The 21625-nt window shown below is 73.3% G+C and carries 21 protein-coding genes; 10 read left to right on the top strand and 11 right to left on the bottom strand.

Going from position 1 to position 21625, the window contains the following annotated elements:
• Positions 1-48: 48 nt before the first annotated feature.
• Entirely contained in the window at positions 49-984 is a 936-nt protein-coding gene (locus ACX27O_RS30520; protein WP_210863509.1) for a PfkB family carbohydrate kinase, read from the top strand.
• A 241-nt stretch (positions 985-1225) separates the two neighbouring features.
• A complete protein-coding gene (locus ACX27O_RS30515) occupies positions 1226-3052 on the top strand; it encodes an alpha-galactosidase (protein WP_458940474.1) in 1827 nt (608 codons plus the stop codon).
• 4 nt (positions 3053-3056) lie between these two features.
• Here ACX27O_RS30515 and ACX27O_RS30510 read toward each other — a convergent pair whose 3' ends face one another.
• Positions 3057-3887 (bottom strand): MBL fold metallo-hydrolase, encoded by an 831-nt coding sequence (locus tag ACX27O_RS30510; RefSeq protein ID WP_030337813.1) that lies wholly within the window; start codon positions 3885-3887, stop codon positions 3057-3059.
• The gene (locus ACX27O_RS30505) at positions 3884-4288 is read right to left on the bottom strand and encodes a thioesterase family protein (protein ID WP_210860977.1); all 405 of its coding nucleotides are present in this window, start codon (positions 4286-4288) and stop codon (positions 3884-3886) included. Before ACX27O_RS30505 ends, ACX27O_RS30510 begins: the two co-directional genes overlap by 4 nt.
• Before the next feature lie 137 nt (positions 4289-4425).
• On the opposite strand from ACX27O_RS30505, the gene ACX27O_RS30500 reads away from it, so the two are divergent.
• Positions 4426-5499 carry a phosphatase PAP2 family protein gene (locus tag ACX27O_RS30500; RefSeq protein WP_247680451.1) on the top strand — a complete coding sequence of 358 codons (1074 nt, stop codon included), beginning with the start codon at positions 4426-4428 and terminating at the stop codon, positions 5497-5499.
• Between the two features lie 85 nt (positions 5500-5584).
• Here ACX27O_RS30500 and ACX27O_RS30495 read toward each other — a convergent pair whose 3' ends face one another.
• From ACX27O_RS30495 to ACX27O_RS30485, 3 genes are all read right to left on the bottom strand, one after another.
• The gene (locus tag ACX27O_RS30495; RefSeq protein ID WP_458940473.1) at positions 5585-7150 is read right to left on the bottom strand and encodes a PH domain-containing protein; all 1566 of its coding nucleotides are present in this window, start codon (positions 7148-7150) and stop codon (positions 5585-5587) included.
• Between the two features lie 43 nt (positions 7151-7193).
• Positions 7194-7709: a PH domain-containing protein gene (locus ACX27O_RS30490; protein ID WP_210865372.1), complete on the bottom strand. Its 516-nt coding sequence runs from the start codon at positions 7707-7709 to the stop codon at positions 7194-7196.
• Between the two features lie 299 nt (positions 7710-8008).
• Positions 8009-8239, bottom strand: coding sequence for a hypothetical protein (locus tag ACX27O_RS30485; protein ID WP_030337808.1), 231 nt, complete (start codon positions 8237-8239; stop codon positions 8009-8011).
• 241 nt (positions 8240-8480) lie between these two features.
• On the opposite strand from ACX27O_RS30485, the gene ACX27O_RS30480 reads away from it, so the two are divergent.
• The 3 genes from ACX27O_RS30480 to ACX27O_RS30470 are packed head-to-tail and all read left to right on the top strand — an operon-like array spanning position 8481 to position 11505.
• Entirely contained in the window at positions 8481-9578 is a 1098-nt protein-coding gene (locus ACX27O_RS30480) for an AAA family ATPase (RefSeq protein ID WP_030337807.1), read from the top strand.
• A complete protein-coding gene (locus ACX27O_RS30475) occupies positions 9557-10558 on the top strand; it encodes a DUF58 domain-containing protein (protein ID WP_210865358.1) in 1002 nt (333 codons plus the stop codon). Before ACX27O_RS30480 ends, ACX27O_RS30475 begins: the two co-directional genes overlap by 22 nt.
• The gene (locus tag ACX27O_RS30470) at positions 10555-11505 is read left to right on the top strand and encodes a VWA domain-containing protein (protein ID WP_030337805.1); all 951 of its coding nucleotides are present in this window, start codon (positions 10555-10557) and stop codon (positions 11503-11505) included. Before ACX27O_RS30475 ends, ACX27O_RS30470 begins: the two co-directional genes overlap by 4 nt.
• A 387-nt stretch (positions 11506-11892) precedes the next feature.
• Here ACX27O_RS30470 and ACX27O_RS30465 read toward each other — a convergent pair whose 3' ends face one another.
• The 4 genes from ACX27O_RS30465 to ACX27O_RS30450 all read right to left on the bottom strand — a co-directional run bounded on the left by ACX27O_RS30465 (position 11893) and on the right by ACX27O_RS30450 (position 16057).
• Positions 11893-13161, bottom strand: coding sequence for an acyltransferase family protein (locus tag ACX27O_RS30465; RefSeq protein WP_458940472.1), 1269 nt, complete (start codon positions 13159-13161; stop codon positions 11893-11895).
• Positions 13158-14063 carry an alpha/beta hydrolase gene (locus ACX27O_RS30460; RefSeq protein ID WP_458940471.1) on the bottom strand — a complete coding sequence of 302 codons (906 nt, stop codon included), beginning with the start codon at positions 14061-14063 and terminating at the stop codon, positions 13158-13160. Before ACX27O_RS30460 ends, ACX27O_RS30465 begins: the two co-directional genes overlap by 4 nt.
• A 99-nt stretch (positions 14064-14162) precedes the next feature.
• Positions 14163-14825, bottom strand: a complete 663-nt coding sequence (locus ACX27O_RS30455) for a response regulator (protein ID WP_030337802.1) — start codon at positions 14823-14825, stop codon at positions 14163-14165.
• Positions 14822-16057, bottom strand: a complete 1236-nt coding sequence (locus ACX27O_RS30450) for a sensor histidine kinase (protein WP_156058005.1) — start codon at positions 16055-16057, stop codon at positions 14822-14824. Before ACX27O_RS30450 ends, ACX27O_RS30455 begins: the two co-directional genes overlap by 4 nt.
• A gap of 155 nt (positions 16058-16212) precedes the next feature.
• Between ACX27O_RS30450 and fabG the strand changes: the two genes are divergently transcribed.
• The 4 genes from fabG (at position 16213) to ACX27O_RS30430 (ending at position 19634) form a co-directional block, all read left to right on the top strand.
• A complete protein-coding gene (gene fabG / locus ACX27O_RS30445; protein ID WP_124770856.1) occupies positions 16213-16917 on the top strand; it encodes a 3-oxoacyl-ACP reductase FabG in 705 nt (234 codons plus the stop codon).
• A 26-nt stretch (positions 16918-16943) separates the two neighbouring features.
• The gene (fabI, locus tag ACX27O_RS30440; RefSeq protein ID WP_030337799.1) at positions 16944-17711 is read left to right on the top strand and encodes an enoyl-ACP reductase FabI; all 768 of its coding nucleotides are present in this window, start codon (positions 16944-16946) and stop codon (positions 17709-17711) included.
• 99 nt (positions 17712-17810) lie between these two features.
• Entirely contained in the window at positions 17811-18839 is a 1029-nt protein-coding gene (locus tag ACX27O_RS30435) for a ferrochelatase (protein WP_458940470.1), read from the top strand.
• Between the two features lie 15 nt (positions 18840-18854).
• Positions 18855-19634, top strand: coding sequence for an HAD-IIA family hydrolase (locus ACX27O_RS30430; RefSeq protein ID WP_030337797.1), 780 nt, complete (start codon positions 18855-18857; stop codon positions 19632-19634).
• A 203-nt stretch (positions 19635-19837) separates the two neighbouring features.
• Here ACX27O_RS30430 and ACX27O_RS30425 read toward each other — a convergent pair whose 3' ends face one another.
• Together ACX27O_RS30425 and ACX27O_RS30420 are read right to left on the bottom strand one after the other, a co-directional pair.
• A complete protein-coding gene (locus tag ACX27O_RS30425) occupies positions 19838-20632 on the bottom strand; it encodes a hypothetical protein (RefSeq protein ID WP_030337796.1) in 795 nt (264 codons plus the stop codon).
• Positions 20633-20760: 128 nt separating this feature from the next.
• A complete protein-coding gene (locus tag ACX27O_RS30420; RefSeq protein WP_030337795.1) occupies positions 20761-21336 on the bottom strand; it encodes a TetR/AcrR family transcriptional regulator in 576 nt (191 codons plus the stop codon).
• Between the last annotated feature and the right edge of the window lie 289 nt (positions 21337-21625).

Below are 21625 nucleotides of genomic sequence, written 5' to 3'. Positions count from 1 at the left end.
CGATCGGTTCGGCGAGCGGCGGCCGGTGGCGACGACGAGAGGAACGGCATGGGATACGCGGTGGTGCTCGGCGAAGCGCTCGTCGACCTGCTCGACAGCGAGGTGGACGGGGAGCGGGTCTACCGGCAGGCCATCGGCGGTGGGCCGCTCAACGTCGCGGTCGGGGTGGCCCGACTCGGCGGCGCGGCACAGTTCGTCGGCTCGCTCGGTGATGACGCGCTGGGCGGCCGGATCCGCGCGTTCCTCACCGCGGCCGACGTCGGGGTGGCCGGTGCGATCACGGTGCCCGCGCCGACCACGCTGGCGGTCGTCACGTATGCCGGGCCGGAACCGGATTTCCGTTTCTACGGCGAACCGACCTCCTACGGACTGCTCGGCCCCGACGATCTGGAGCTGGCGCTGCTGGAGGGTGCCGACGTGCTCTACTGCGGCTCGATAGTGCTGCTCCAACCCGGCACGCTGGCCGCTGCCCGACGTGCCTGGTCGCTCGCCACGGGTTTGCGGGTCTTCGACCCGAACGTCCGTCCCCGGCTGCTGACCGGGCCGGGGACGCTGGAAGGGCTGCGCGAGGTGGTGGCGGAGTTCGCGGCCGGCGCGCACCTGGTCAAGCTGAGCGCCGCCGACGCCGTCCTGCTCTATCCCGGTGAGCCGGTGGAGGGGGTGGCGGCGTACCTGCGCGAGCTGGGGGCGGCCACGGTGGTGGTGACGCTCGGCGCGGCGGGTGCGGTACTGGCAGCCGCCGACGCCGACCCGGTCCGAGTTCCGGCTCCCAAGGTCACCGCGATCGACGCCACCGGCGCGGGCGACTCGGTGATGGCCGCGCTCATCGCCGACCTGCTCGTCGACGGCGAACCGGAGAACCCGTCGGGCTGGGTCGACCGGGTGGCCTTCGCCCTGCGGGTGGCCGGCCTGGTCTGCGAGTCCCCGGGCGGTGCCACCGCCATGCCCACCCGCGCCGCCGTCCAAAACCGCTTCAACCCCTGATCCCACCCCGCGCCCCCGCCCTCACTCCGCCGATCTTGCACCTTCGGTTAGTGATTGGTCCGGTTTGCCCATATGTGGTGCCGCAGAAAGTGCAAGATCGGCGCGGGATGGCGGGCGGGGGCGCGGGATGGCGGGTGGGAGGCGCGGGATGGCGGGTGGGGGAGTGGGTTGACCTCGGGGAATTGTGAACGTTAACATCGACGATACGCGATGGAAACGTGCTGTTCTCGGGGAGGCTCTGATGCGGGTGGTCCTGGTTCCTCTGGCGTTCCGCCGCGTCGCGGCCCTGCTGGTCGTGCTTCTCGTTGCCGCCGGAGTGGTCGCCGCCGACCCACCCGAGCGGGCGGTCGCGTGGGACAACGGGGTGGCCGACACCCCGCCGATGGGGTGGAACAGCTACGACTCGTTCAACTGGAGCGTCACCGAGGCTGACGTCAGGGCCAACGCCGACTACATGGCCACCAACCTGCGGCAGTTCGGCTGGGAGTACGTGGTGATCGACTGGGCCTGGTACTACCCCGGTCGGCACAACAACAGCCCCAACCAGGACGCGAACCTGCAACCCCGGCTCCGGATGGACGCCAACGGGCGGCTGCTGCCGGACACCACCCGGTTCCCCTCCGCCGCCGGTGACAACGGGTTCAAACCGCTGGCCGACTACGTCCACCAGAAGGGGCTGAAGTTCGGCGTCCACCTGATGCGTGGCATTCCCCGCCAGGCGGTCGCCGACAACGTTCCGATCCTCGGCACCACCTGCCGCGCCAACCAGGTCAACAACAGCACCACCGCGGCCTGGCTCAACCTGATGTGGGGCCTGAACATGGCCAACCAGTGCGCGCAGACCTACCTCGACTCGATGTTCCAGCTGCTGGCCTCCTGGGGCGTCGACTACGTGAAGGTGGACGACATCGCCGCCCCGACCTACCGGCAGTCGGAGGTCGAGGGGTACCGCCTGGCCATCCAGCGCAGCGGCCGGCCGATGGTGCTGAGCCTGTCACCCGGCCCGACCTCGCTGGCCAGCGGCGCACACGTCCAGGCCAACGCGCACATGTGGCGGATCGTCAACGACCTGTGGGACAACTGGTCGTCGGTGGACGCGCTCTTCGACCAACTGCGCAACTGGACCCCGTACCGCGCCACCGGCGCCTGGCCCGACGCCGACATGATCCCGATCGGCCGGCTCTCCAAGTACGGGCCGGTGGGGTCGCCGCGATACTCCAACCTGACCTCCGACGAGCAGCGCACCCTGATGTCGCTCTGGGCGATCAACCGTGCGCCGCTGATGTGGGGCGGCAACCTGGTCGAGAACCGCGCCGCGGAGCTGGCGTTGATGACCAACGCCGCGGTCATCGGGGTCAACCAGAACAGCACTAACAACCGCCAGCTCTACGGCGGCAGCCAGCAGGTGTGGGCCGCCGACGTGCCGGGCAGCAACCATCGCTACGTCGCCCTCTTCAACCGCAACAGCAGCGCGGCACAGGTGTCGGTGAACCTCGCCGACCTCGGGATCGGGTCGGCCGCCGTGACCGACCTGTGGTCCGGCGCGGCACTCGGCACGGTGACCGGCACCCTCACCCGGTCGCTCCCGGCCCACGGGTCCGGGCTGTACCGGCTGGCCCCGGACACCACGGTGCCGGTACCCACCGCGTACACCGTCACCGCGCGGCACAGCGGCAAGCTGCTGGACGTGTACAACAACGCGACCACCGACGGCGCCGACGTGGTGCAGTGGGCCGCGAACGGTCAACCCAACCAGCGGTGGCGGTTCCAGGATGCGGGTGGGGGTTACCAGACGGTGGTCAGTGTGCACAGCGGCAAGTGCCTCGACGTGTACGGCGGCGCGACCGCGACCGCCGACGGGGTCCGCGTGATCCAGTGGAGCTGCAACGGCGGCACCAACCAGCAGTGGCGCGTTCAGGATGTCGGCTCGGGGTACGTGCAGCTCGTCGCCCGGCACAGCGGCAAGTGCCTGGAGGTGCTCAACGCCGCCACCACCGACGGTGCCCGCCTCGCCCAGTGGACCTGCGGCACCGGCACCCACCAGCAGTGGCGCCGTACGTCGGTGTAGGCGGTCAGGCCGTGCCGGTCAGTTCGAGGTAGCCACGGTGGGCGGCGACCAGGGCGGGGCGGGCGCCGAACGGGGCCTCGGCGGCCACCCGCTCCGGCGGGGCGCTGCCGGTGTGCGCGGCCCGGATCAGCCAGGCCAGCTTCGCCAGCTCCGCGTGCTGGGCCCGGACGAAGTCGACGTCCACCGGGTCGCCGTGGCCCGGGACCACCACGGTGCGCGCGGTGGTCAGCCGCAGCAGGTCCGCGACCGCGTCCGGCCACTGCAGGGGGTACGAGTCCTCGAAGGCGGGCGGGCCGCTCTGCTCCACCAGGTCCCCGGCGACCAGCACGTCGGCGTCCGGCACGTGCACCACCAGGTCGGCCTCGGTGTGCCCCCGCCCCGGGTGTCGCAGCAGCACCCGTCGGCCGCCCAGGTCGAGGACCGTCTCGACGTGCACGGTGTGCGTCGGGGCGAGCAGCGGGGTGTCGGCCAGCTCCGCGGCGAGCGTGGGATGCTGCGTGCGCAACTCCTCGTACGCCTCCCGGCGCAGCCGCTCCGGCTCCTCGCGCAGGGCGGCGGCGGCCAGCTCGTGCGCGTACACCGGGCGGGGTGGGTCGCCGGCCAGTACCGCGTTGCCGAAGCAGTGGTCGTAGTGGTGATGGGTGTTGACCAGCGTCAACGGACGGTCAGTGACCGCCCGGACGGCCCCGGCCAGCTCGGTGGCCTGGGCGGCCGACGAGAGCGTGTCGACCACCAGCGCCTCGTCGTCGCCGACGACCAGTGTGACGTTGACCCGCAGCAGCGGCTCAGCCAGCACGTACACCCGGTCGGCGACCTCGGCGAAGCCGGCGTTCACGACGCCCGCCCGGCGCGCTCGACGAAACGTGCCCGGTCGACGAGGATCCGTTCCACCCGACCCCGGGCCACCGTCTGGTCCCCGTCGCTGACCGTGACCTCGAACGACAACCGGCGGCCGTCGACGGCCGCCAGCAGCGCCTGCGCACGGACCGTCCGGCCGACCACCGTCGGCGCCAGGTGCTCCAACTCGACCCGGGTGCCCACCGTCGTCGAACCGGGCGGCATCCCGGTCGCCGTCGCCGCGACGGTGGCCGCCTCGGCCAGCGCCAGCACCCGGGGAGTGCCCAGCACCGGTACGTCCCCGGAACCGACCGCCTGGGCGGTGTCCGCGTCGGTGACCGTCAACTCGACCTGGGCGGTCAGACCCGGCGCGAGGGCCGGCTCAGGCTGCTCCTGCATGGCGTCAGCCTAGGTGCTCACCGGGCCCGCCGAGCAAGCGGCCGGGTATCCGGAACCGCCCGCCCGCCCACCTGTGCACGACCCCGCCAGGTGGTCCCCGTCGGTCGATGCCGGCCCCGTCGTTAACCTTGACCCCGATGGCCGTCGTGACTGACCCCCAGCCCCCCGCCCGGACCGACCCGCCCGCGTCCCCGGACGGGGGTCGTCGGCGCATCGTCGCCATGACCGTCTGGGCGGTCGCCTTCGTCGCCGCGTGGCTGGCCATCGGCCTGCCCACCGACCCGGCGTACGCCTTCGTCTGGATCTGGGCCGCGACCATCGCCTGGAACAGCGAACGGCCCTGGCGCAGTCACCTGCGCTTCGCCCGGGACTGGGTGCCGGTGGTGCTGCTGTTCGTGGTGTACAACCTCTCACGCGGGTTCGCCGACAACGGGGCGACGCCGCACGCGATGGAGCTGATCGTCGCCGACCGGTTCATGTTCGGCTGGGCCACCGGCGGTGAGGTGCCCACCGTCTGGTTGCAGCAGCACCTCTACCACCCGCAGGTGCACTGGTGGGACGTCGCGGCGAGCTGGGTGTACTTCTCCCACTTCGTGGTGGCGCTGGCCGCCGCCGCGGTGCTCTGGATACGCGACCGGCACCGCTGGGCGGCGTACATGCGGCGCTGGGGTTTCCTCTGCGCGGCCGGCCTGGTCACCTACTTCGTCTACCCGGCCGCCCCGCCCTGGTGGGCGGCGCAGAACGGCCTGCTCACCGAGGTCGCCCGGATCTCGACCCGGGGTTGGAAGGCGTTCGGCATGCACGGCGCCGGCAACGTCCTCAACGCCGGCCAGATCGCCTCCAACCCGGTCGCCGCGATGCCCTCGCTGCACACCGCGTGGGCGCTGTTCGTGGTGCTGTTCTTCCTGACCGCCACCCGTCGTCGCTGGTGGCCGCTGCTGCTCGCGTACCCGCTGGCGATGACCTTCACCCTGGTCTACTCGGGTGAGCACTATGTGATCGACGTGCTGGTCGGCTGGGCGTACGTGGGGATGACCTTCCTGGTGGTCGGTCTGGCGGAGCGCGGCTGGGCGGCGTGGCGCACCCGCCACCCGAGCGCCAAGTCGGACCAGGCCAAGGAACCCCCACCGACCCCGACCAACCAGCCGGAACCCCCCACCCCCCGCGAACCCGACCCCACCACCCCCACCTCAGTCCCCGCCGACCACTAACCACCCCCCCCGGCCCCGGCTTCCGGGCCGGTTGATCATGAAGTTGTTGCCCTCCAGCACGGCCTGTCGGGCAATAACCTCATGATCAACGAGGTGAGGGGTGGGGGTGGGTGCGGGCTTGGTGGGCTCTGGTGGTCAGGTCGGCGGCCAGGGCCCAGGCCTCGGCCAGGTCGCGGTCCTGTGCGGTGGCACCGGAGCCGCCAGCGGTGTCCGCGTGGACGGAGGCCAGGCCCAGACGGCGTTGGATGGGCCCCTGGACCACCCGCACGCTCTGGATCCGGGCGTACGGCACGATCACCAGTTGTCGGGTGAGCAGCCCGGACCGGGTGGCGAACACCCGCTCGAACAGGCCCGCACCGAACGCGGTACGGCCCAGCGGGTGCAGCCAACGGGTTCGCGGTGGTGGTGGGCTCAACGGGAGCGCGTCGAGGCGTACCCCGGGAAGCACCTCGGCGACGATCATCGTCGCCGTCGGCAGGTCGCCGACCGGCAGCAGCCGGTCGGGCCGGTTGCGGTCGTCGGCCTCCGCGACGGAGTAACCGGCCACCTCCAGCCGCAGCCGCAGCCAGCCCTTCACCCGCCACAGCAGCGGCCAGGTGGCCCGCACGGTCTGCACCCGCTCCAGCGGCACGGTCTGCGCGCGCGTCTCCAGCAGGCCGTTGTGCACCCGCAGCGTGCCGCGGTCGCGGGCCAGCCGGAAGTTCCAGTCGTCGAGCACCCGGCGGATCGGTTGCAGCAGGACACCCGCCATCGCGGTCAGGGTGCTCGCCACCGCGACGAACGACCATGAGCCGGCGGTGAGGAACTGCACCACGACGAACGCCACACCGAACGGGAGCAGGAACGCCTGCGGGGTGAGCAGTTGGCTGATCAGCAGGTTCTGGTTGCGTACCGCGTGCAGTGGCCGGCCCGGCGCGGCCGGCGGCGGCGCCGGCGCACCCGGGGTGACCGGGGTCGCCGCGTCGCCGGGCGTGGGCGGCTGCGCCACCCGCCCGGCCAGCGCCAGCAGGCGCTCGCGCAGCACTGTCGCGTCGGCCACCCCGAGGTACGCCAGTGGCGCCTCGGTCTTGCCGCCGCCGACCACCTCCAGACGCAGCTCGGCCAGGCCGGTGAGCTGCGCGAGCAGGGGCCGGACCACCTCCACGGCCTGCAACCGTTCCAACGGGATGGCCCGGGTACGCCGCCAGAGCAGCCCTTCGTACACCCGAAGCTCCCGGCCCACGACGTGGTAGCCGGTGTTGTACCAGCTGATCACCGACAGCACCGTCGCGCCGAGCGCCAGCACCGCCACCGTGACGGCGAACCAGCCGAAGCCCACCCGGGACAGCGTCGACCAGGACAACCCGGCGATCACCACGACCAGGGACTTGGCGCCGTGCAGCACCGGGCTGAGCGGATGCAGCCGCTGCCGGGGCTCGCCGACGCCGCCGCCCGGTGGTCCCGGCCACGGCGCGGGCACCCCCGGCGGCACCGGCCCGGACGACGCCGCACCGGCGAACGGCGGGCCACCGGGTCCGCCGGCGAACGGCGCGCCACCAGGTGTCTCAGCGAACGGCGCGCCGCCGGGTGCCGTGCCGGTGGGCACCACCGGTCCCGGGGGCGTCGGGCCGGTGGGTGGCACGGTGCTCGGCTCGGCGGGTCCGTCGCTCATCGGCGCGGCCCTCGACGCGTTCGGCGGTTGCCCGCGCGGGTGTTCACAGCCCCTCCGCCCGGTCCTCGCCGAGCGCGGTGAGCCGGTCGCGCAGCCGGGACGCCTCCGCCGGCCGCAGCCCGGGCACCCGGGCGTCGCTGGCCGCAGCCGCGGTGTGCAACTGCACGGTGGCCAGGTCGAAGGCGCGCTCCAACGGCCCGGCGCTCACGTCGACGAACTGCATCCGCGAGTACGGCACGATGGAGAGCCGGCGGACCAGCAGCCCGTGCCGGACCAACAGGTCGTTCTCCCGCTCTGCGTACCCCCAGGCCCGGACGGCGCGGACGATCGCGACGGCCCGCCACGCGCCGAGCACCAGCACCACGGCGACGGCGAGCCCGAACAGCCAGTGGCCGCTGAGGGCCCAGCCGACCGCCGTCACCGCCAGCCCGATGGCGACCACGACCGCCAGCCGGATCAGCTCCACCCAGATCAGGTCGGTGGAGATCGGCTGCCAGTTGACGGTGTCCGGCCAGGGCTCCAGCGGCCCCCGACCACCCGGCGCGGCCGTCAGCAGCACCCCGGACGCGCCGGGGTCGGACGGGTGAGCCCCGGACGCGCCGGGGTCGGCCGGCAGGAGACCGGGGGGTGGCAGTTCGGGTGCGCGGTGGTCGGCGCCGGGTGTCGGCCGGTGACCGGGTGGCAGCGCGCCCGGTGGCAGTGGGGCGGGCGTCGAGACGTCCGGCGCGGCGGGCTCGGGGCCGAGCGTGCCCGGCGCCGGGAACGCGCCGGGCGGCGGATCGACGCCGGGAGGGGTGGCGGCCGGGGTGGGCGGCCAGGACGGAGAAGTGGGGCCGGGGGAAGCCGGAGGGTCGCCGCTCACAGGTCGAGCGTAGGCGATCCGGGCACCGGAGTGACGGCACGCAGGAAGCCTCGGGCGTCCAGGAAGTCACCGAGGCTGCCCCGGTGCTCGTCGCAGGCCAACCAGGTCTTGCGCCGATCGGGGTCGTGCAGACGGGGATTGTTCCACTCCAGCACCCAGACGGCGGCCGACCGGCAGCCCCGGGCCGAACAGACCAGGGCCTCGTCGGCGGGGGAGGGAATGCTCATCCCGGCCAGTGTAGGGCGGCGGGACGGAGAGGTTGAGCGCCGGGCGACCACGGGGGGAGCCGCCCGGCGACGGGGTGAATCGTACACGCGGCGGGCCGGTCTGTGCACACCCGCGATACGCAATTCGGCTGCTGGTGACGGCGCGGCCAAAATCGGCTTCTCCCCACCTCGGCACTCAGCAAGGCGTGCGAGTCTTGATACCGCACAAGCCGCGACGACCGACAAACGCTGTGGAGGACCGGTGGCCCAGCCGACCATGCCCGACGCCCCGACGCCGAACGGCGCGGCACCTGCGCCGGTGACCACACCCGCGCAGGACGCCACCCTGCTGGAAAAGGCGCTGTTCGAGATCAAACGTGTGATCGTCGGGCAGGACCGGATGGTGGAGCGGATGTTCGTCGCGCTGCTCTCCCGTGGTCACTGCCTGCTCGAAGGCGTGCCCGGGGTGGCCAAGACCCTGGCGGTGGAAACCCTCGCCAAGGTCGTCGGTGGGTCCTTCGCCCGGGTGCAGTTCACGCCGGACCTGGTGCCCGCCGACATCATGGGCACCCGGATCTACCGGCAGTCGAGCGAGAAGTTCGACGTCGAGCTGGGGCCGGTCTTCGTCAACTTCCTGCTCGCCGACGAGATCAACCGGGCGCCGGCCAAGGTGCAGTCCGCGCTGCTGGAGGTGATGAGCGAGCGGCAGGTGTCCATCGGCGGCGAGAGCCACCGGGTGCCCGACCCGTTCCTGGTGATGGCCACCCAGAACCCGATCGAGCAGGAGGGCGTCTATCCGCTGCCGGAGGCGCAACGGGACCGGTTCCTCATGAAGATCGTGGTGGGCTACCCGACCGACGCTGAGGAACGGGAGATCGTCTACCGGATGGGCGTGGCCGCGCCCGAGCCGACCGCGGTGTTCGACACACCGGACCTGATCGCCCTGCAACGCAAGGCGGACCAGGTCTTCGTCCACAACGCCCTGGTCGACTACGCGGTCCGGTTGGTCCTGGCCACCCGCGCCCCGGCCGAGCACGGCATGCCCGACGTCGCGCAACTGATCCAGTACGGTGCCAGCCCGCGCGCCTCGCTGGGTCTGGTCCGGGCGACCCGCGCCCTGGCGCTGCTGCGCGGGCGGGACTACGCGCTGCCGCAGGACGTGCAGGACATCGCGCCGGACATCCTGCGGCACCGGTTGGTGCTCAGCTACGACGCGCTCGCCGACGACGTGCCCGCCGACCACATCGTGCAACGGGTGATGTCGACGATCCCGCTTCCCGCTGTCGCGCCCCGGCAGCAGGCCACCCCGCCCTCGATCGCGCCGCCGCCGGGCGCTGGTTGGCCCGGGCAGCGGCCGTGACCTCACCCACCCCTCGTCCAGCCCTCCTCGGCGACCGTAGCGAGGCCGTGCTGTCCCGGCTTCAGCTGCTCGTCACCCGCAAGCTCGACGGTCTGCTCCAGGGCGACTACGCCGGCCTGCTGCCCGGACCGGGCAGTGAGGCGGGGGAGTCCCGGGAGTACCGCCCCGGCGACGACGTGCGTCGGATGGACTGGCCGGTCACGGCACGCACGACCACACCGCACGTGCGGCGTACGGTCGCCGACCGGGAACTGGAGACCTGGCTCGCGCTGGACCTCTCCGCCAGCCTCGACTTCGGCACCGGGCAGTGGCTCAAGCGGGAGGTCGTGGTGGCCGCCGCCGCTGCCATCACCCACCTGACCGTGCGCGGCGGTAACCGGATCGGCGCCGTGATCGGCACCGGCGGCGGGGTGTCCGCGCCGGCCCGACGCTGGCGGGGCAGACCACCGCCGCCGGGGCCCGGGGTGCTCACCCGGCTGCCGGCCCGCTCCGGGCGCAAGGAGGCGCAGGGTCTGCTGCGTGCCGTCGCCGGCACCGCCATCCAGCCCGGTCGTGGTGATCTGGGCGCGCTGATCGAGATGCTCAACCGCCCGCCCCGCCGCCGTGGGGTGGCAGTGGTCGTCTCGGACTTCCTCGCTCCGGCCGAGCAGTGGGCCCGGCCGATGCGTAAGCTGCGCGTCCGGCACGACGTACTGGCGATCGAGGTGGTCGACCCGCGTGAGCTGGAACTGCCCGACGTGGGCGTGTTGCCGGTGGTCGACCCGGAGAGCGGCGAACTGCACGAGGTGCAGACCGCCGACCCACGGCTGCGGCAGCGCTACGCCGACGCCGCCACCGCCCAACGGGCCACCATCGCCGCCGCCCTGCGCGGCGCCGGTGCGGCCCACCTGCGTCTGCGTACCGACCGAGACTGGCTGCTGGACATGGTGCGATTCGTGGCCGCGCAACGGCACGCACGCACCCGGGGGACGACACGATGATCCGTTTTCTGCAACCGTGGTGGCTGCTGGCCGTGCTGCCGGTGTTCGCCCTCGCCGCGTTCTACGTCTGGCGGCAGCTGCACCGCCGGGCGTACGCGATGCGGTTCACCAATGTGGACCTGTTGCGGACGGTGGCGCCGAAGGGCCTGGGCTGGCGTCGGCACGTCCCGGCGACCGCGTTCCTGCTTTGCCTGCTGGTGTTGGCCACCGCACTGGCCCGGCCCGCTGTCGACACCAAGGAGCCGCTGGAGCGGGCCACCGTGATGCTCGCCATCGACGTGTCGTTGTCGATGCAGGCCGACGACGTGTCACCGAACCGGCTGGAGGCGGCCCAGGAGGCCGCCAAGCAGTTCGTCAGTGAGCTGCCGGAGAGCTACAACCTGGGCCTCGTGTCGTTCGCCAAGGCGGCCAACGTGCTGGTGCCGCCGGGCAAGGACCGCGACGCGGTGACCAGCGCCATCGACGGGCTGGTGCTGGCCGAGGCGACAGCGACCGGGGAGGCGGTGTTCACCTGCCTGGAGGCGATCCGGTCGGTGCCCGCCGACGGCGCGGCGGGTATCCCACCGGCGCGGATCGTGCTGCTCTCGGACGGCTTCCGCACCTCCGGTCGGGCGGTGGAGGAGGCGGCGGCCGCCGCGCAGGCCGCCAACGTCCCGGTTTCCACGATCGCCTTCGGCACGGACACCGGCCAGGTCGACATCGGCGGGCAGTTGCAGCGGGTGCCGGTGGACCGGTTGGCCCTCGCCGAACTCGCCGAGACCACCGAGGGTTACTTCTACGAGGCGGCCTCGGTGAGCGAGCTGAAGCAGGTCTATCAGGACATGGGCAGCTCGATCGGGTTCCGCACCGAGCCGCGTGAGGTGACCCAGTGGTACGCCGGGGTGGCGCTGCTGCTGGCCCTCTGCGCCGGTGCGCTCAGCCTGCTGTGGTCGTCGCGGATGCTCTGAGCGGTGGGACCGGCGGCGGTCACCCACCGCCGCCGGTCGGCACCAACCCGGTGGCCGTCGCCGTGACGACGACCAGCTCAGTGGCCGCCGCCGGGGAGGACGACCAGCTCAGTGGCCGCCGCCGGCGAGGACGAAGACGATGGCCACCCAGACGGCGGCGAGGGTGAAGCCCAGCGGGGCGACGTAGCGGCTCATGGACGGCTCCGGGTGGCGGCTGGACGGTCCGCGTGCGGGGGCGGACCGCAGGGGGTAGGGACGCGCACACGAAGTCGTGACCGGGCGGCTCCCGGCGACCGCCCGGGTTCGGGCGGCGCGGCACACTCACCTCGGCAGGTGCCGACGTGGTGGGGAGCGGAGCGGGGTCAGCTCACCAGACTGAGTCGTGGCTCAGCGGGACTGACCATCGGCCCGGCCACGACTGGGAGGATCGCTATCTCGCACAGCGATCACCTCCTGCAAGTCGGGCGGGCCGGAACGTCGATGATCGTACACCTGCGGTGCCGGCCGAACGCACTCGGCCGACCGGCCGGCGACCCCTCCACCGCCCGGTCGGCGACGCCGCTGATCACCAGCCCGGACGCCTCGGCGGCGCGGCGACCCCGGCTGGCCCACCCGCACGACAGTGACCAGCACCCCGGCGAGCAGCGGCAGCCAGCAGCAGCGGGCCAGCACCCACCCCGAGTCGTCCGGGACGGTGTGCAGACCGGGCAGGGCGAGCCCGCCACGGGCGGTGAGCGCTGTCACCGCCACCAGGACCGGCTGGTGCCACAGATAGATCCGGACCGCGAACCGGTTCACTTCGGTCACCGCCCGACCCGGCAGTGGCCGGGCCAGCAGCCGTCGCAGCGCCGGCCGGGCCAGCAACCCCAACCCGACCTGGGTGACCGCCAGCGCCACGACCAGCAGCGACGGCGGGTTCAGGTTGGACACCCCGGCCCCGGGCACCCCCACCGCGCTCACCGGGTAGCCGAGCGCCAGCAGCGTCGCCAGCGCGAGCGCCCCACCGGCCGCCGCCGTGCCACCGGCCCGCCGGCTCCGCAGCCACCCGTCGGCGTGCGCCACCCCCAGCAGGTACGGCACCGACCAGGCCGCCAGCACGGTGACCGGGGGCAGGTCGCCGGCGGCCGGCACCAGGCGGACGGCCAGGTCGGCCGCGGCCACCACGGCCACCGCCGGTGTCGCGCAGCGCAGCACACCCCAGCGGCGTACGGCGGCGCGCAGCGGGCCGGTCGACGCGACCAGGATCACCAGCGGTAGCAGGAACCACAGCGGGCTGACCGCGAGCCGCAGCGCGACGGCGAGCGTGTCGTCGGAGGTGCCGACGACGGTGGCGGCGAGCAGGACGGCCGCACCCACCCCGAGCAGCGCCACGGTGGGCAGCAGCAGCCGACGCAGCCGACCGGCCAGCCGACCGCCCGTACCGCCCGGGTGCCGGGCCAGCGACCGGGCCGAGCCGAACCCGGCGGTGAAGAAGAACAACCCGAGCGTCTGCAACACCCAGGTCAGCGGGGCCAGGCCGGGCAGGGCGGTCAGCGGACTGGCCTGGTGCAGCCCGCCGTCGCCGGTCAACACCAGGCCGGTGACCAGCCAGTGCCCCAGCACCACCCCGCCGATGGCGTACGCCCGCAGCGCGTCGACGGCCCGATCCCGGCTCACCGGGCGTCCCCGGTCCGGTCGGCGTCGACGCCGCCCAGCACGACCGCCGCCACCGCGACCAGCGCGGCGCTGCCCGGCGCGAGATAGCCGTCGTGCCCCGCCACCCCGCCGACCGGCAGGGGTCGGGCGCCGAACGCCGGGTCGCCGGGTCGCCGACCGAAGCCCAACCCGGGCAGCCGCAGCGGCGGGACCCGTCGGATCCAGTCCGTCGGCGCCTCGGCGGCCCAGAACCGCCGCCCGCCGGGCAGGTCGTCGGCGCGCTGCACGCCAGCGCCCACCCCACCGAGGCTGACCACGTCGGTGACCTGAGGCGGGGCGTGCGCCGCCGCCAGTGCCACCACCAGCGCCCCGTAGCTGTGCCCGACCAGCGTGATCGTCGCGCCCGGACGCTGCCCGGCCAGCTCGCGCAGCAGCGGGGCCAGCCCGGCCGCGCCGCGCCGGGCGCTGACCCCACCGGCGGCGGTCAGCACCCCGTCGGGCGGGTCGTAGCCCAGCCAGGCCAGCACCGCGACCCGCGCCGCCGGGTCGGTCGCCCGCAGCTCCCGGTAGACCTGCCCGGCCTGCACGGCGGGCGCCCGCCGGGCCACCCCACCCAACCCCCTGTCGAAGTCGGCGAGCGTGTTGCCGACCCCGGGCACCAGCACCGCGATCCGGTCGGCGGTGGCGAGGTCGCCGAGCACCTCGACCGCGCGGCCGTCACCGCGCGTGTCGAACAGCAGGAACCGGCGTCCGTCGGCCGCCCAGTCCGCGTACGGGGGGCCGGCCGCGCGCATCGCCGCCGCCATCTGCGGGTACGCCTCGACGAACCCCGCCGCCGTGGCCGGCCTGGCCGGGGTCGGCAGGACCAGGTTCACGCCGAGCAGCGCGGCCACCGCCAACCGGCTGGCACCTCGTCGTCGCATCACGTTCTCCCTCCGGAATGTCGTCCGGAGGGAGAGTGCGCCCAGGGGCGGGGCCCGGTCGTCGTGCCGCGGAGCCGTTCCCGTGCTGGCTCCACGGGGCTACTCGCCGGCGGCCACCAGACCCGTCTCGTACGCCAGCACCACGGCCTGGGCCCGGTCGCGCAGCCCCAGCTTGGCCAGGATCCGCCCGACGTGCGTCTTCACTGTCTGCTCGGCCACCACCAGGTCACCCGCGATCTCCGCGTTGTTGCGGCCCCGGGCGATCAACCGCAGCACCTCGGTCTCTCGTGGAGTGAGCCCGGCCAGGTCGGTGGGACGGGGGCGGCGGCGGTCCGGGCGGGCCGCGAACTCGGCGATCAGCCGGCGGGTGACAGCGGGGGCGAGCAGCGCGTCCCCGGCCGCCACCACCCGCACCGCCTGCACCAGGTCGGCCGCCGGGGCGTCCTTGAGCAGGAAACCGCTGGCCCCGGCGCGCAGCGCCTCGTACACGTAGTCGTCCAGGTCGAACGTGGTGAGGATGAGCACCCGGGGACGCTGCGCCGACCGGTCACCGAGCAGCGTGCGGGTGGCCTCCAGCCCGTCCATCACCGGCATCCGCACGTCCATCAGCACCACGTCCGGGTCGAGGTGGCGGGCGGCGGCCACGGCCTGCGCCCCGTCGGCGGCGTCACCCACCACCAGCAGATCCGGTTGGGCGGCGAGCAGCGCGCCGAAGCCCTGCCGGACCATCGCCTGGTCGTCGGCGATCAGCACCCGGATCATCGGTCCCCACCCTCCGCGTCGTACGGCAACTCGGCCGCCACCGCGTAACCCCCGTCGGGCAGCGGCCCGGCGGTGAACGTACCGCCCAGCGAGGTGGCCCGTTCCCGCATGCCGGTCAGCCCGTGCCCGGAGCCCGCCTCGCCAGGCCGGGAGCCCGCCGTGGCGGGTGGCGCGTTCTCCACCCGTACCCCCAGGCCGGACGCACCGGCGCGGACGGTGACCCGCACCGCGGCGCCGGCCGCGTGGCGGGCCGCGTTGGCCAGGCCCTCCTGCACGATGCGGTACGCGGCCAGCCCGACCGGCGCGGGCACCCGGTCGTCGTCCACCTGCTCGGCGTCCAGCGTGACCGACAGCCCGGCCCGGCGGGCGGCGTCCACCATCGCGCCCAGGTCGGTCAGGTCCGGCTGCGGCGCGGTCTGCGGCCCGGTCGTCTCGCTGCGCAGCACCCCCAGCAGTCGCCGCATGTCGGTGAGCGCGTCGCGGGCCGACGCGGCGATGGCGACGAACTCCGCGGCTGCCGGCGCCGGCACGTCGGTCAGCCGGTACGGGGCGGTCTCCGCCTGCACCGCGATCAGCGACATGTGGTGGGCCACCACGTCGTGCAGCTCCCGGGCGATCCGGGTGCGCTCCTCCAGCACCCCGCGGCGTTCCTGCTCCCGCTCGCTCAGCTCGGTCTGCGCGGCCAGCGCCCGCCGGGACAGCCGGTTGCGTCGGATCAGGTCACCGACGATCGCCAACGCCCCGAGCAGCAGCAGGACAGCGACCCGGTTCTCGGGCTCGACCAGGGTGAGCACCGGCACCGTCGTGATCGCCACCACCCAGCCCAGCACCGGCCGGTCGACCCGCGTGACGACCACCGCCACCACCACGATCGACCCGAGCGCCAGCGGCGGGGTCCACGGCCAGGCCTGGTCGGCCGGCGCGTTGAACGTGCAGATCAGCAGGGCCAGCACCGTCAGCCGCCAGGCCAGCAGCGGACGCCGGGGCAGCGCCAGCAGCGGCGCCACGGTCATCGCCGCGAACAGCAGCGCGACCAGTATCGGCAGGCCCCACTCGCTCTCCACGGTCAGCGTGATCAGGAAGAGGCCGAGAGCGGCCAGCAGGCCGACCGGGGCGGCGTAGCGGGCCGGCCCGGGCCACCGGGCCAGCAGCGGCCGTTCGACCGGTGCGTCCGGGCCCAGCACTGTCTGCCGCAGGGCCCGCAGGGCCACGGCGATCGGATGCCGGTTCACCACCCGGAGGCTACGGGCCGAGACCGTCACGAGGCGTGCCACCAGGGGTTGATCCCGCTGTCGTACCCCAGTGTGACGCGACTCCCGTTAGCGCTTACCTGTCGGTAACGCCTAGGCTTTCGCGCGTCTGTGCTGACCATTCGCAAGGGGGAACAGTGGCCCGTACCGTGCTGGTGACCGGGGGCAACCGGGGAATCGGCCTGGCCATCGCGCAGGCCTTCGCCAAGCAGGGCGACCGGGTGGCGGTCACCCACCGCAGCGGCGAGGCACCCGACGGGCTGTTCGGCGTCCGCGCCGACGTCACCGACGCCGCCTCGATCGACGCCGCGTTCGCCGCCGTCGAGGCCGAGCTGGGGCCGGTCGAGGTGCTGGTCGCCAACGCCGGCATGACCGCCGACACGCTGCTGCTGCGGATGTCCGAGGAGCAGTTCACCGATGTGGTGGACACCAACCTCACCGGCGCGTTCCGGGTCGCCAAGCGGGCCTCCGGCAAGATGCTCCGCGCCAAGTGGGGCCGCATGATCTTCATCTCGTCGGTGGTCGGCCTCGCCGGCGGCGCCGGGCAGGTCAACTACGCCGCCAGCAAGGCCGGCCTCGTCGGCGTCGCCCGCTCGATCACCCGGGAGCTGGGCAGCCGCAACATCACCGCGAACGTGGTGGCGCCCGGCTTCATCGACACGGACATGACCGCCGGCCTCTCCGACGACCGCAAGGCGGAGATCCTCAAGTCCATCCCGGCCGGCCGGATGGCCAGCCCGGACGAGGTCGCGGCCGTTGTCACCTGGCTGGCCTCCGACAGCGCCGGGTACGTCTCCGGTGCCGTCATCCCGGTCGACGGCGGCCTCGGAATGGGCCACTAACCCTTTTGACTACGGAGGAAATCTGCATGTCCGGACTGCTCGCCGGTAAGCGACTGCTCGTCACCGGTGTCATCACCGACGCCTCGATCGCCTTCTCGGTGGCGAAGCTCGCTCAGGAGAACGGCGCGCAGGTCGTGCTCACCGGCTACGGCCGGCTCTCCCTGGTCGAGCGGATCGCGAAGCGGCTGCCCGAGCCGGCGCCGGTGATCGAGGTGGACGTCACCAACACCGAGCACCTGGCCGGCCTCGCCGACCGGGTGCGCGAGCACGTCGACGGCCTCGACGGTGTCGTGCACTCGATCGGCTTCGCCCCGCAGAGCTGCCTCGGCGGCGGCTTCCTCGACGCGCCCTGGGAGGACGTGGCGACCGCCCTGCACGTCTCCACCTTCTCGTACAAGTCCCTCGCGATGGCGGCGCTGCCGCTGATGTCGCCCGGTGGCGCGGTGGTCGGCCTGACCTTCGACGCGACGAAGGCGTGGCCGGTCTACGACTGGATGGGCGTGGCCAAGGCCGGCCTGGAGTCGGCGTCCCGCTACCTGGCGCTGCACCTGGGCAAGCAGGGCATCCGCAGCAACCTGGTGGCCGCCGGGCCGCTGCGCACCATCGCCGCGAAGTCGATCCCCGGCTTCGACCAGTTCGAGGAGGCCTGGACCGAACGGGCCCCGCTGGGCTGGAGCCTCACCGACCAGGAGCCCGCCGCGCGGGCCTGCCTGGCGCTGCTCTCCGACTGGTTCCCGGCCACCACCGGCGAGATCGTCCACGTCGACGGCGGCTACCACGCCATCGGCGCCTGACGCTCTCCGGCGACGCCGCCGAGGTCCGGACGCGTGATCCACGCATCCGGATCAGGGGGCGTCGCCGGGGCGTCCCGGCCGAGGGGCAAGAATGACCCCATGTCGTACGACGCGGTGGTCCTGGTGTCCTTCGGCGGGCCGGAACGGCCCGAGGACGTGATGCCGTTCCTGCAGAACGTGACCCGGGGTCGAGGTGTGCCGCCCGAGCGGCTGGCCGAGGTCGCCGAGCACTACCAGCACTTCGGTGGAGTGTCCCCGATCAACCAGCAGTGTCGGGACCTGCTGGCCGCCGTTCGCGCCGACTTCGCCGCGCACGGTGTCGACCTGCCCATCTACTGGGGCAACCGCAACTGGGACCCGATGCTCGCCGACACCGTGAGCCGGATGCGCGACGACGGGGTGACCCGTGCGCTGGCCTTCGTCACCAGCGCGTACGGCGGCTACTCGTCCTGCCGGCAGTACCAGGAGGACATCGCCGCCGCCCGTGCCGCCGTCGGCCCGGACGCCCCGGTGATCGAGAAGCTGCGCCAGTTCTGGGACCACCCCGGTTTCGTCGAGCCGCACGTCGACGCGGTCCGGGCGGCACTGGGCCAGCTCGACCCGGGGAAGCGGGACAGCACCCGGCTGGTCTTCACCGCCCACTCCATCCCCAGCTCGATGGCGGCCAACGCCGGCCCGCACGGCGGCCGGTACGAGGCGCAGCTGCACGAGACCGCCCGGCTCGTCGCCGCGGCCGCCGCCCCCGACCTGGAATACGACCTGGTCTGGCAGAGCCGCTCCGGCCCGCCGCAGGTGCCATGGCTGGAACCGGACGTCAACGACCACCTGGCCACCCTCGCGCAGGGCGGCACCACCGGCGTGGTGGTCAGCCCGATCGGGTTCGTCTCCGATCACCTGGAGGTCGTGTGGGACCTGGACACCGAAGCGCTGGAGACGGCGAAGCAGCTCGGCCTGGACTTCGTCCGGGCCGCCACGCCGGGCACCGACCCGCGCTTCGTGACCATGGTGCGTGAGCTGGTCACCGAGCGGACCGACCCGGACGGCGCGCAGTTGCGCCGCCGCCTGGGCGAGCTGCCGATGTGGGACACCTGCCCCACCGTCTGTTGCGTGCCGACCCGTCGTCCCTGACCTCTGAGGATCATCATGCATGACCGTAAGCCCGTGCAGAGTTGGCTGACCGACATGGACGGCGTGCTGGTGCACGAGGGCCAGCCGGTGCCCGGCGCGCCCGAGTTCATCAACCGGTTGCGCGCCTCCGGCAAGCCGTTCCTGGTGCTGACCAACAACTCGATCTACACCCCGCGCGACCTGACGGCCCGGCTCAGCCGGATGGGGCTGGACGTGCCGGAGGAGTCGATCTGGTCCTCGGCCCTGGCCACCGGCCAGTTCCTCGCCGACCAGCGGCCGGGTGGCACCGCGTACGTCATCGGTGAGGCCGGGCTGACCACAGCCCTGCACGCCGTCGGCTACGTGCTGACCGACTTCGCCCCCGACTACGTGGTGCTCGGCGAGACCCGCACCTACAGCTTCGAGGCGATCACCAAGGCCGTCCGTCTGATCAACGACGGCGCCCGGTTCATCTGCACGAACCCGGATGTGACCGGCCCGTCCGTGGAGGGCGCGCTGCCCGCCGCCGGCTCGGTCGCCGCCATGATCTCCAAGGCGACCGGGGTGGAGCCGTACTTCGTCGGCAAGCCCAACCCGATGATGATGCGCTCGGCGCTCAACACCATCAACGCGCACTCGGAGAGCACCGCGATGATCGGTGACCGGATGGACACCGACATCCTGTGTGGTCTGGAGGCCGGGTTGGAGACCATCCTGGTGCTCACCGGGATCAGCAGCCGCACCGAGGCCGAGCGCTACCCGTACCGCCCCTCCCGGATCATCAACTCGGTCGCAGACCTCCTCGACGAGGTCTGACCTCGCTGCGGCCGCGCTGCGCCGCTCCTGGGCCGCGCCGCCCCCATGATCGCGCTGTAACCAGGATGTAGGGGTCACCGGCGGAGCCGGAGGCCACTACATCCATGTTCGAGCATGATCATGAGGGGTATCGCGTCGGTCCCGGGCAGTAACGCGTCGGTCCCCGGGCGGTCCCGGGCGGTAACGCGTCGGTCAGGGGGCGGTCAGGGGCGCAGGGGGGCGTTGCAGGCGGCCACCAGGGCCTGGCGGCAGGCGGCGGTGAGCGGACGCAGCGCGGCGTCGCGCTGCTGCGCCTCATAGTTGTTGATCGCCCCGCCGGGCGCGGAGTGCCCGGCCAGCGCGAGCACCCGGTCGAGCACCGCGGCTCGGGCGAAGAGCCGGCGGGCCCTCGGGTCGAACCCTGGTGGCAGGTCGGTGGTGCCGTCGGGGCGGCGCAACGCGGCCAGCGCGCCTGCCAGCTCGGGCCGCCACTGGGCGACGTCGAGGCGGGTCAGCGCGGCGGTCGTCTCGGCCAGCGCGGCGGCCAGTTCGGCCTCCGCCTCGGCGGCGCCGGGCAACGAGAGCGACGCGGCGGGCGCGTTGGCCGGCAGCGGGTACACCCGCCACAGCACCGTTTCGAAACAGTCCCCGGAGCCGGAGGTGTGCGAGCGGACCTCCGGGATCAACCCGAGCCCGCCGGCGACCACCGCCTCACCCGCTACCAGCGCCGCGCCGGCGAAGTCGCCGGGGCCGGGCAGACCCCGGGGGTCGCCGGGTGCGGGCAGCACCAGGCGGATCTCGTCGGGGGAGAGCTTGGCCAGGGTGGGCAGCGCGGAACCCAGCGGGACGTCGGTCCAGGTGCCCGGGGCGTCCGCAACGAGATGTTCCTCGTCGCCGGCGATGGCGTCGGCGACCTCGTCGTACGGCACCAACCCGGCGCGCCACGCGCGCACCCAGGCAACGAACCGGCTCGACCGGCGCGGCGCGAGTGTGGCCGCGCCCGTTGCGGGGGTGGACATGCCGAAAGGGTACGTGGTCACGACCGGCCCTGTCTCGACTGCCGCTCCGGCCGCCCTGCGTGCCCCGAACTGCCCCCTTCGCCCGATCCCGCGTGCGGCACGGTCCGGGGTGCGGGTCTTTCCGGCCGCTAATGCACCCGTAGGCCGGCGATGACCACGTCGACCATGAGACGCGCGTCGTAGGCGGGGTTGTCGGCGCCGATGCAGAGGTTGCCGATGCCCTGCATCAGGACCAGGGGGTTCATGTCGGGAACGATCTCGCCCGCCGCGCTGGCGGCGGCGAGCAGGTCGGCGCAGACGGGGACGAGCCGGTCGAGGAAGTACGCGTGCAGCGTCTGGAAGGCGGCGTCGTCGGACCGCATCGCCTCGGCCAGACCGTGCTTGGTGACCAGGAAGTCGACGAAGAGGTGGATCCAACTGGCCAGGGCGGCGTGCGGTGTGGCGCTCTGCGCCAGGAGCACGGGGCCGGCTTCGGCGCAGGCCTCGACCTGGTGTCGGTACACCGCGACGATCAGGTCGGCGCGGGTCGGGAAGTGGCGGTAGATCGTCCCGACCCCGACGCCGGCCCTGGCGGCGATGTCGCGCACCGGCGCGTTGACCCCGGAGGCGATGAACGCGGCGGCGGCCGCCTCCAGGAGCGCCGTCTGGTTGCGCAGCGAATCCGCCCGCTGCTTGCGCGCGGGATCTGTCCCGGTGCTGGCCACCGTTGCCTCCGTCACATCCCTTGGGGAAAACGGAACCTCGTTCCGTATGTTTTAGCGGAACCAAGTTCCACATATGCAGCATGCCAGAACGGCAGGCCAACACCAACTCACCCAGGAGCGACCGTGCGCGCAATGCCAGCGCCCAACCCCGGTGGACGCCAGGCGTCCTGCTGGCCGTGACCGGCCGCGGCGGAGGCGAGGAATCCGTCTGGCCGGCACCGGTCGACAGCGACCTGGGTCGCCTCGAATCCACTGTGTGATCGCCGCGGTGGTGGCGGGTGGACGAGGT

The sequence above is a fragment of the Micromonospora sp. SD19 genome, from assembly GCF_054462275.1.
Note: the sequence above shows the minus strand (reverse complement) of the source record. Positions and strands in the feature narration are given on the sequence as shown.

What these genes read in the sequence shown, in the direction of transcription:
- ACX27O_RS30505 (WP_210860977.1), bottom strand. Translation starts at nt 4,288, where the DNA reads ATGCAGGAGCAGCCTGAGCCGGCCCTCGCGCCGGGTCTGACCGCCCAG.
- ACX27O_RS30430 (WP_030337797.1), top strand. Translation starts at nt 18,855, where the DNA reads ATGCATGACCGTAAGCCCGTGCAGAGTTGGCTGACCGACATGGACGGC.
- ACX27O_RS30500 (WP_247680451.1), top strand. Translation starts at nt 4,426, where the DNA reads ATGGCCGTCGTGACTGACCCCCAGCCCCCCGCCCGGACCGACCCGCCC.
- ACX27O_RS30515 (WP_458940474.1), top strand. Translation starts at nt 1,226, where the DNA reads ATGCGGGTGGTCCTGGTTCCTCTGGCGTTCCGCCGCGTCGCGGCCCTG.
- ACX27O_RS30460 (WP_458940471.1), bottom strand. Translation starts at nt 14,063, where the DNA reads ATGCGACGACGAGGTGCCAGCCGGTTGGCGGTGGCCGCGCTGCTCGGC.
- ACX27O_RS30425 (WP_030337796.1), bottom strand. Translation starts at nt 20,632, where the DNA reads ATGTCCACCCCCGCAACGGGCGCGGCCACACTCGCGCCGCGCCGGTCG.
- ACX27O_RS30485 (WP_030337808.1), bottom strand. Translation starts at nt 8,239, where the DNA reads ATGAGCATTCCCTCCCCCGCCGACGAGGCCCTGGTCTGTTCGGCCCGG.
- ACX27O_RS30495 (WP_458940473.1), bottom strand. Translation starts at nt 7,150, where the DNA reads ATGAGCGACGGACCCGCCGAGCCGAGCACCGTGCCACCCACCGGCCCG.
- ACX27O_RS30470 (WP_030337805.1), top strand. Translation starts at nt 10,555, where the DNA reads ATGATCCGTTTTCTGCAACCGTGGTGGCTGCTGGCCGTGCTGCCGGTG.
- ACX27O_RS30455 (WP_030337802.1), bottom strand. Translation starts at nt 14,825, where the DNA reads ATGATCCGGGTGCTGATCGCCGACGACCAGGCGATGGTCCGGCAGGGC.
- ACX27O_RS30435 (WP_458940470.1), top strand. Translation starts at nt 17,811, where the DNA reads ATGTCGTACGACGCGGTGGTCCTGGTGTCCTTCGGCGGGCCGGAACGG.
- ACX27O_RS30520 (WP_210863509.1), top strand. Translation starts at nt 49, where the DNA reads ATGGGATACGCGGTGGTGCTCGGCGAAGCGCTCGTCGACCTGCTCGAC.
- fabI (WP_030337799.1), top strand. Translation starts at nt 16,944, where the DNA reads ATGTCCGGACTGCTCGCCGGTAAGCGACTGCTCGTCACCGGTGTCATC.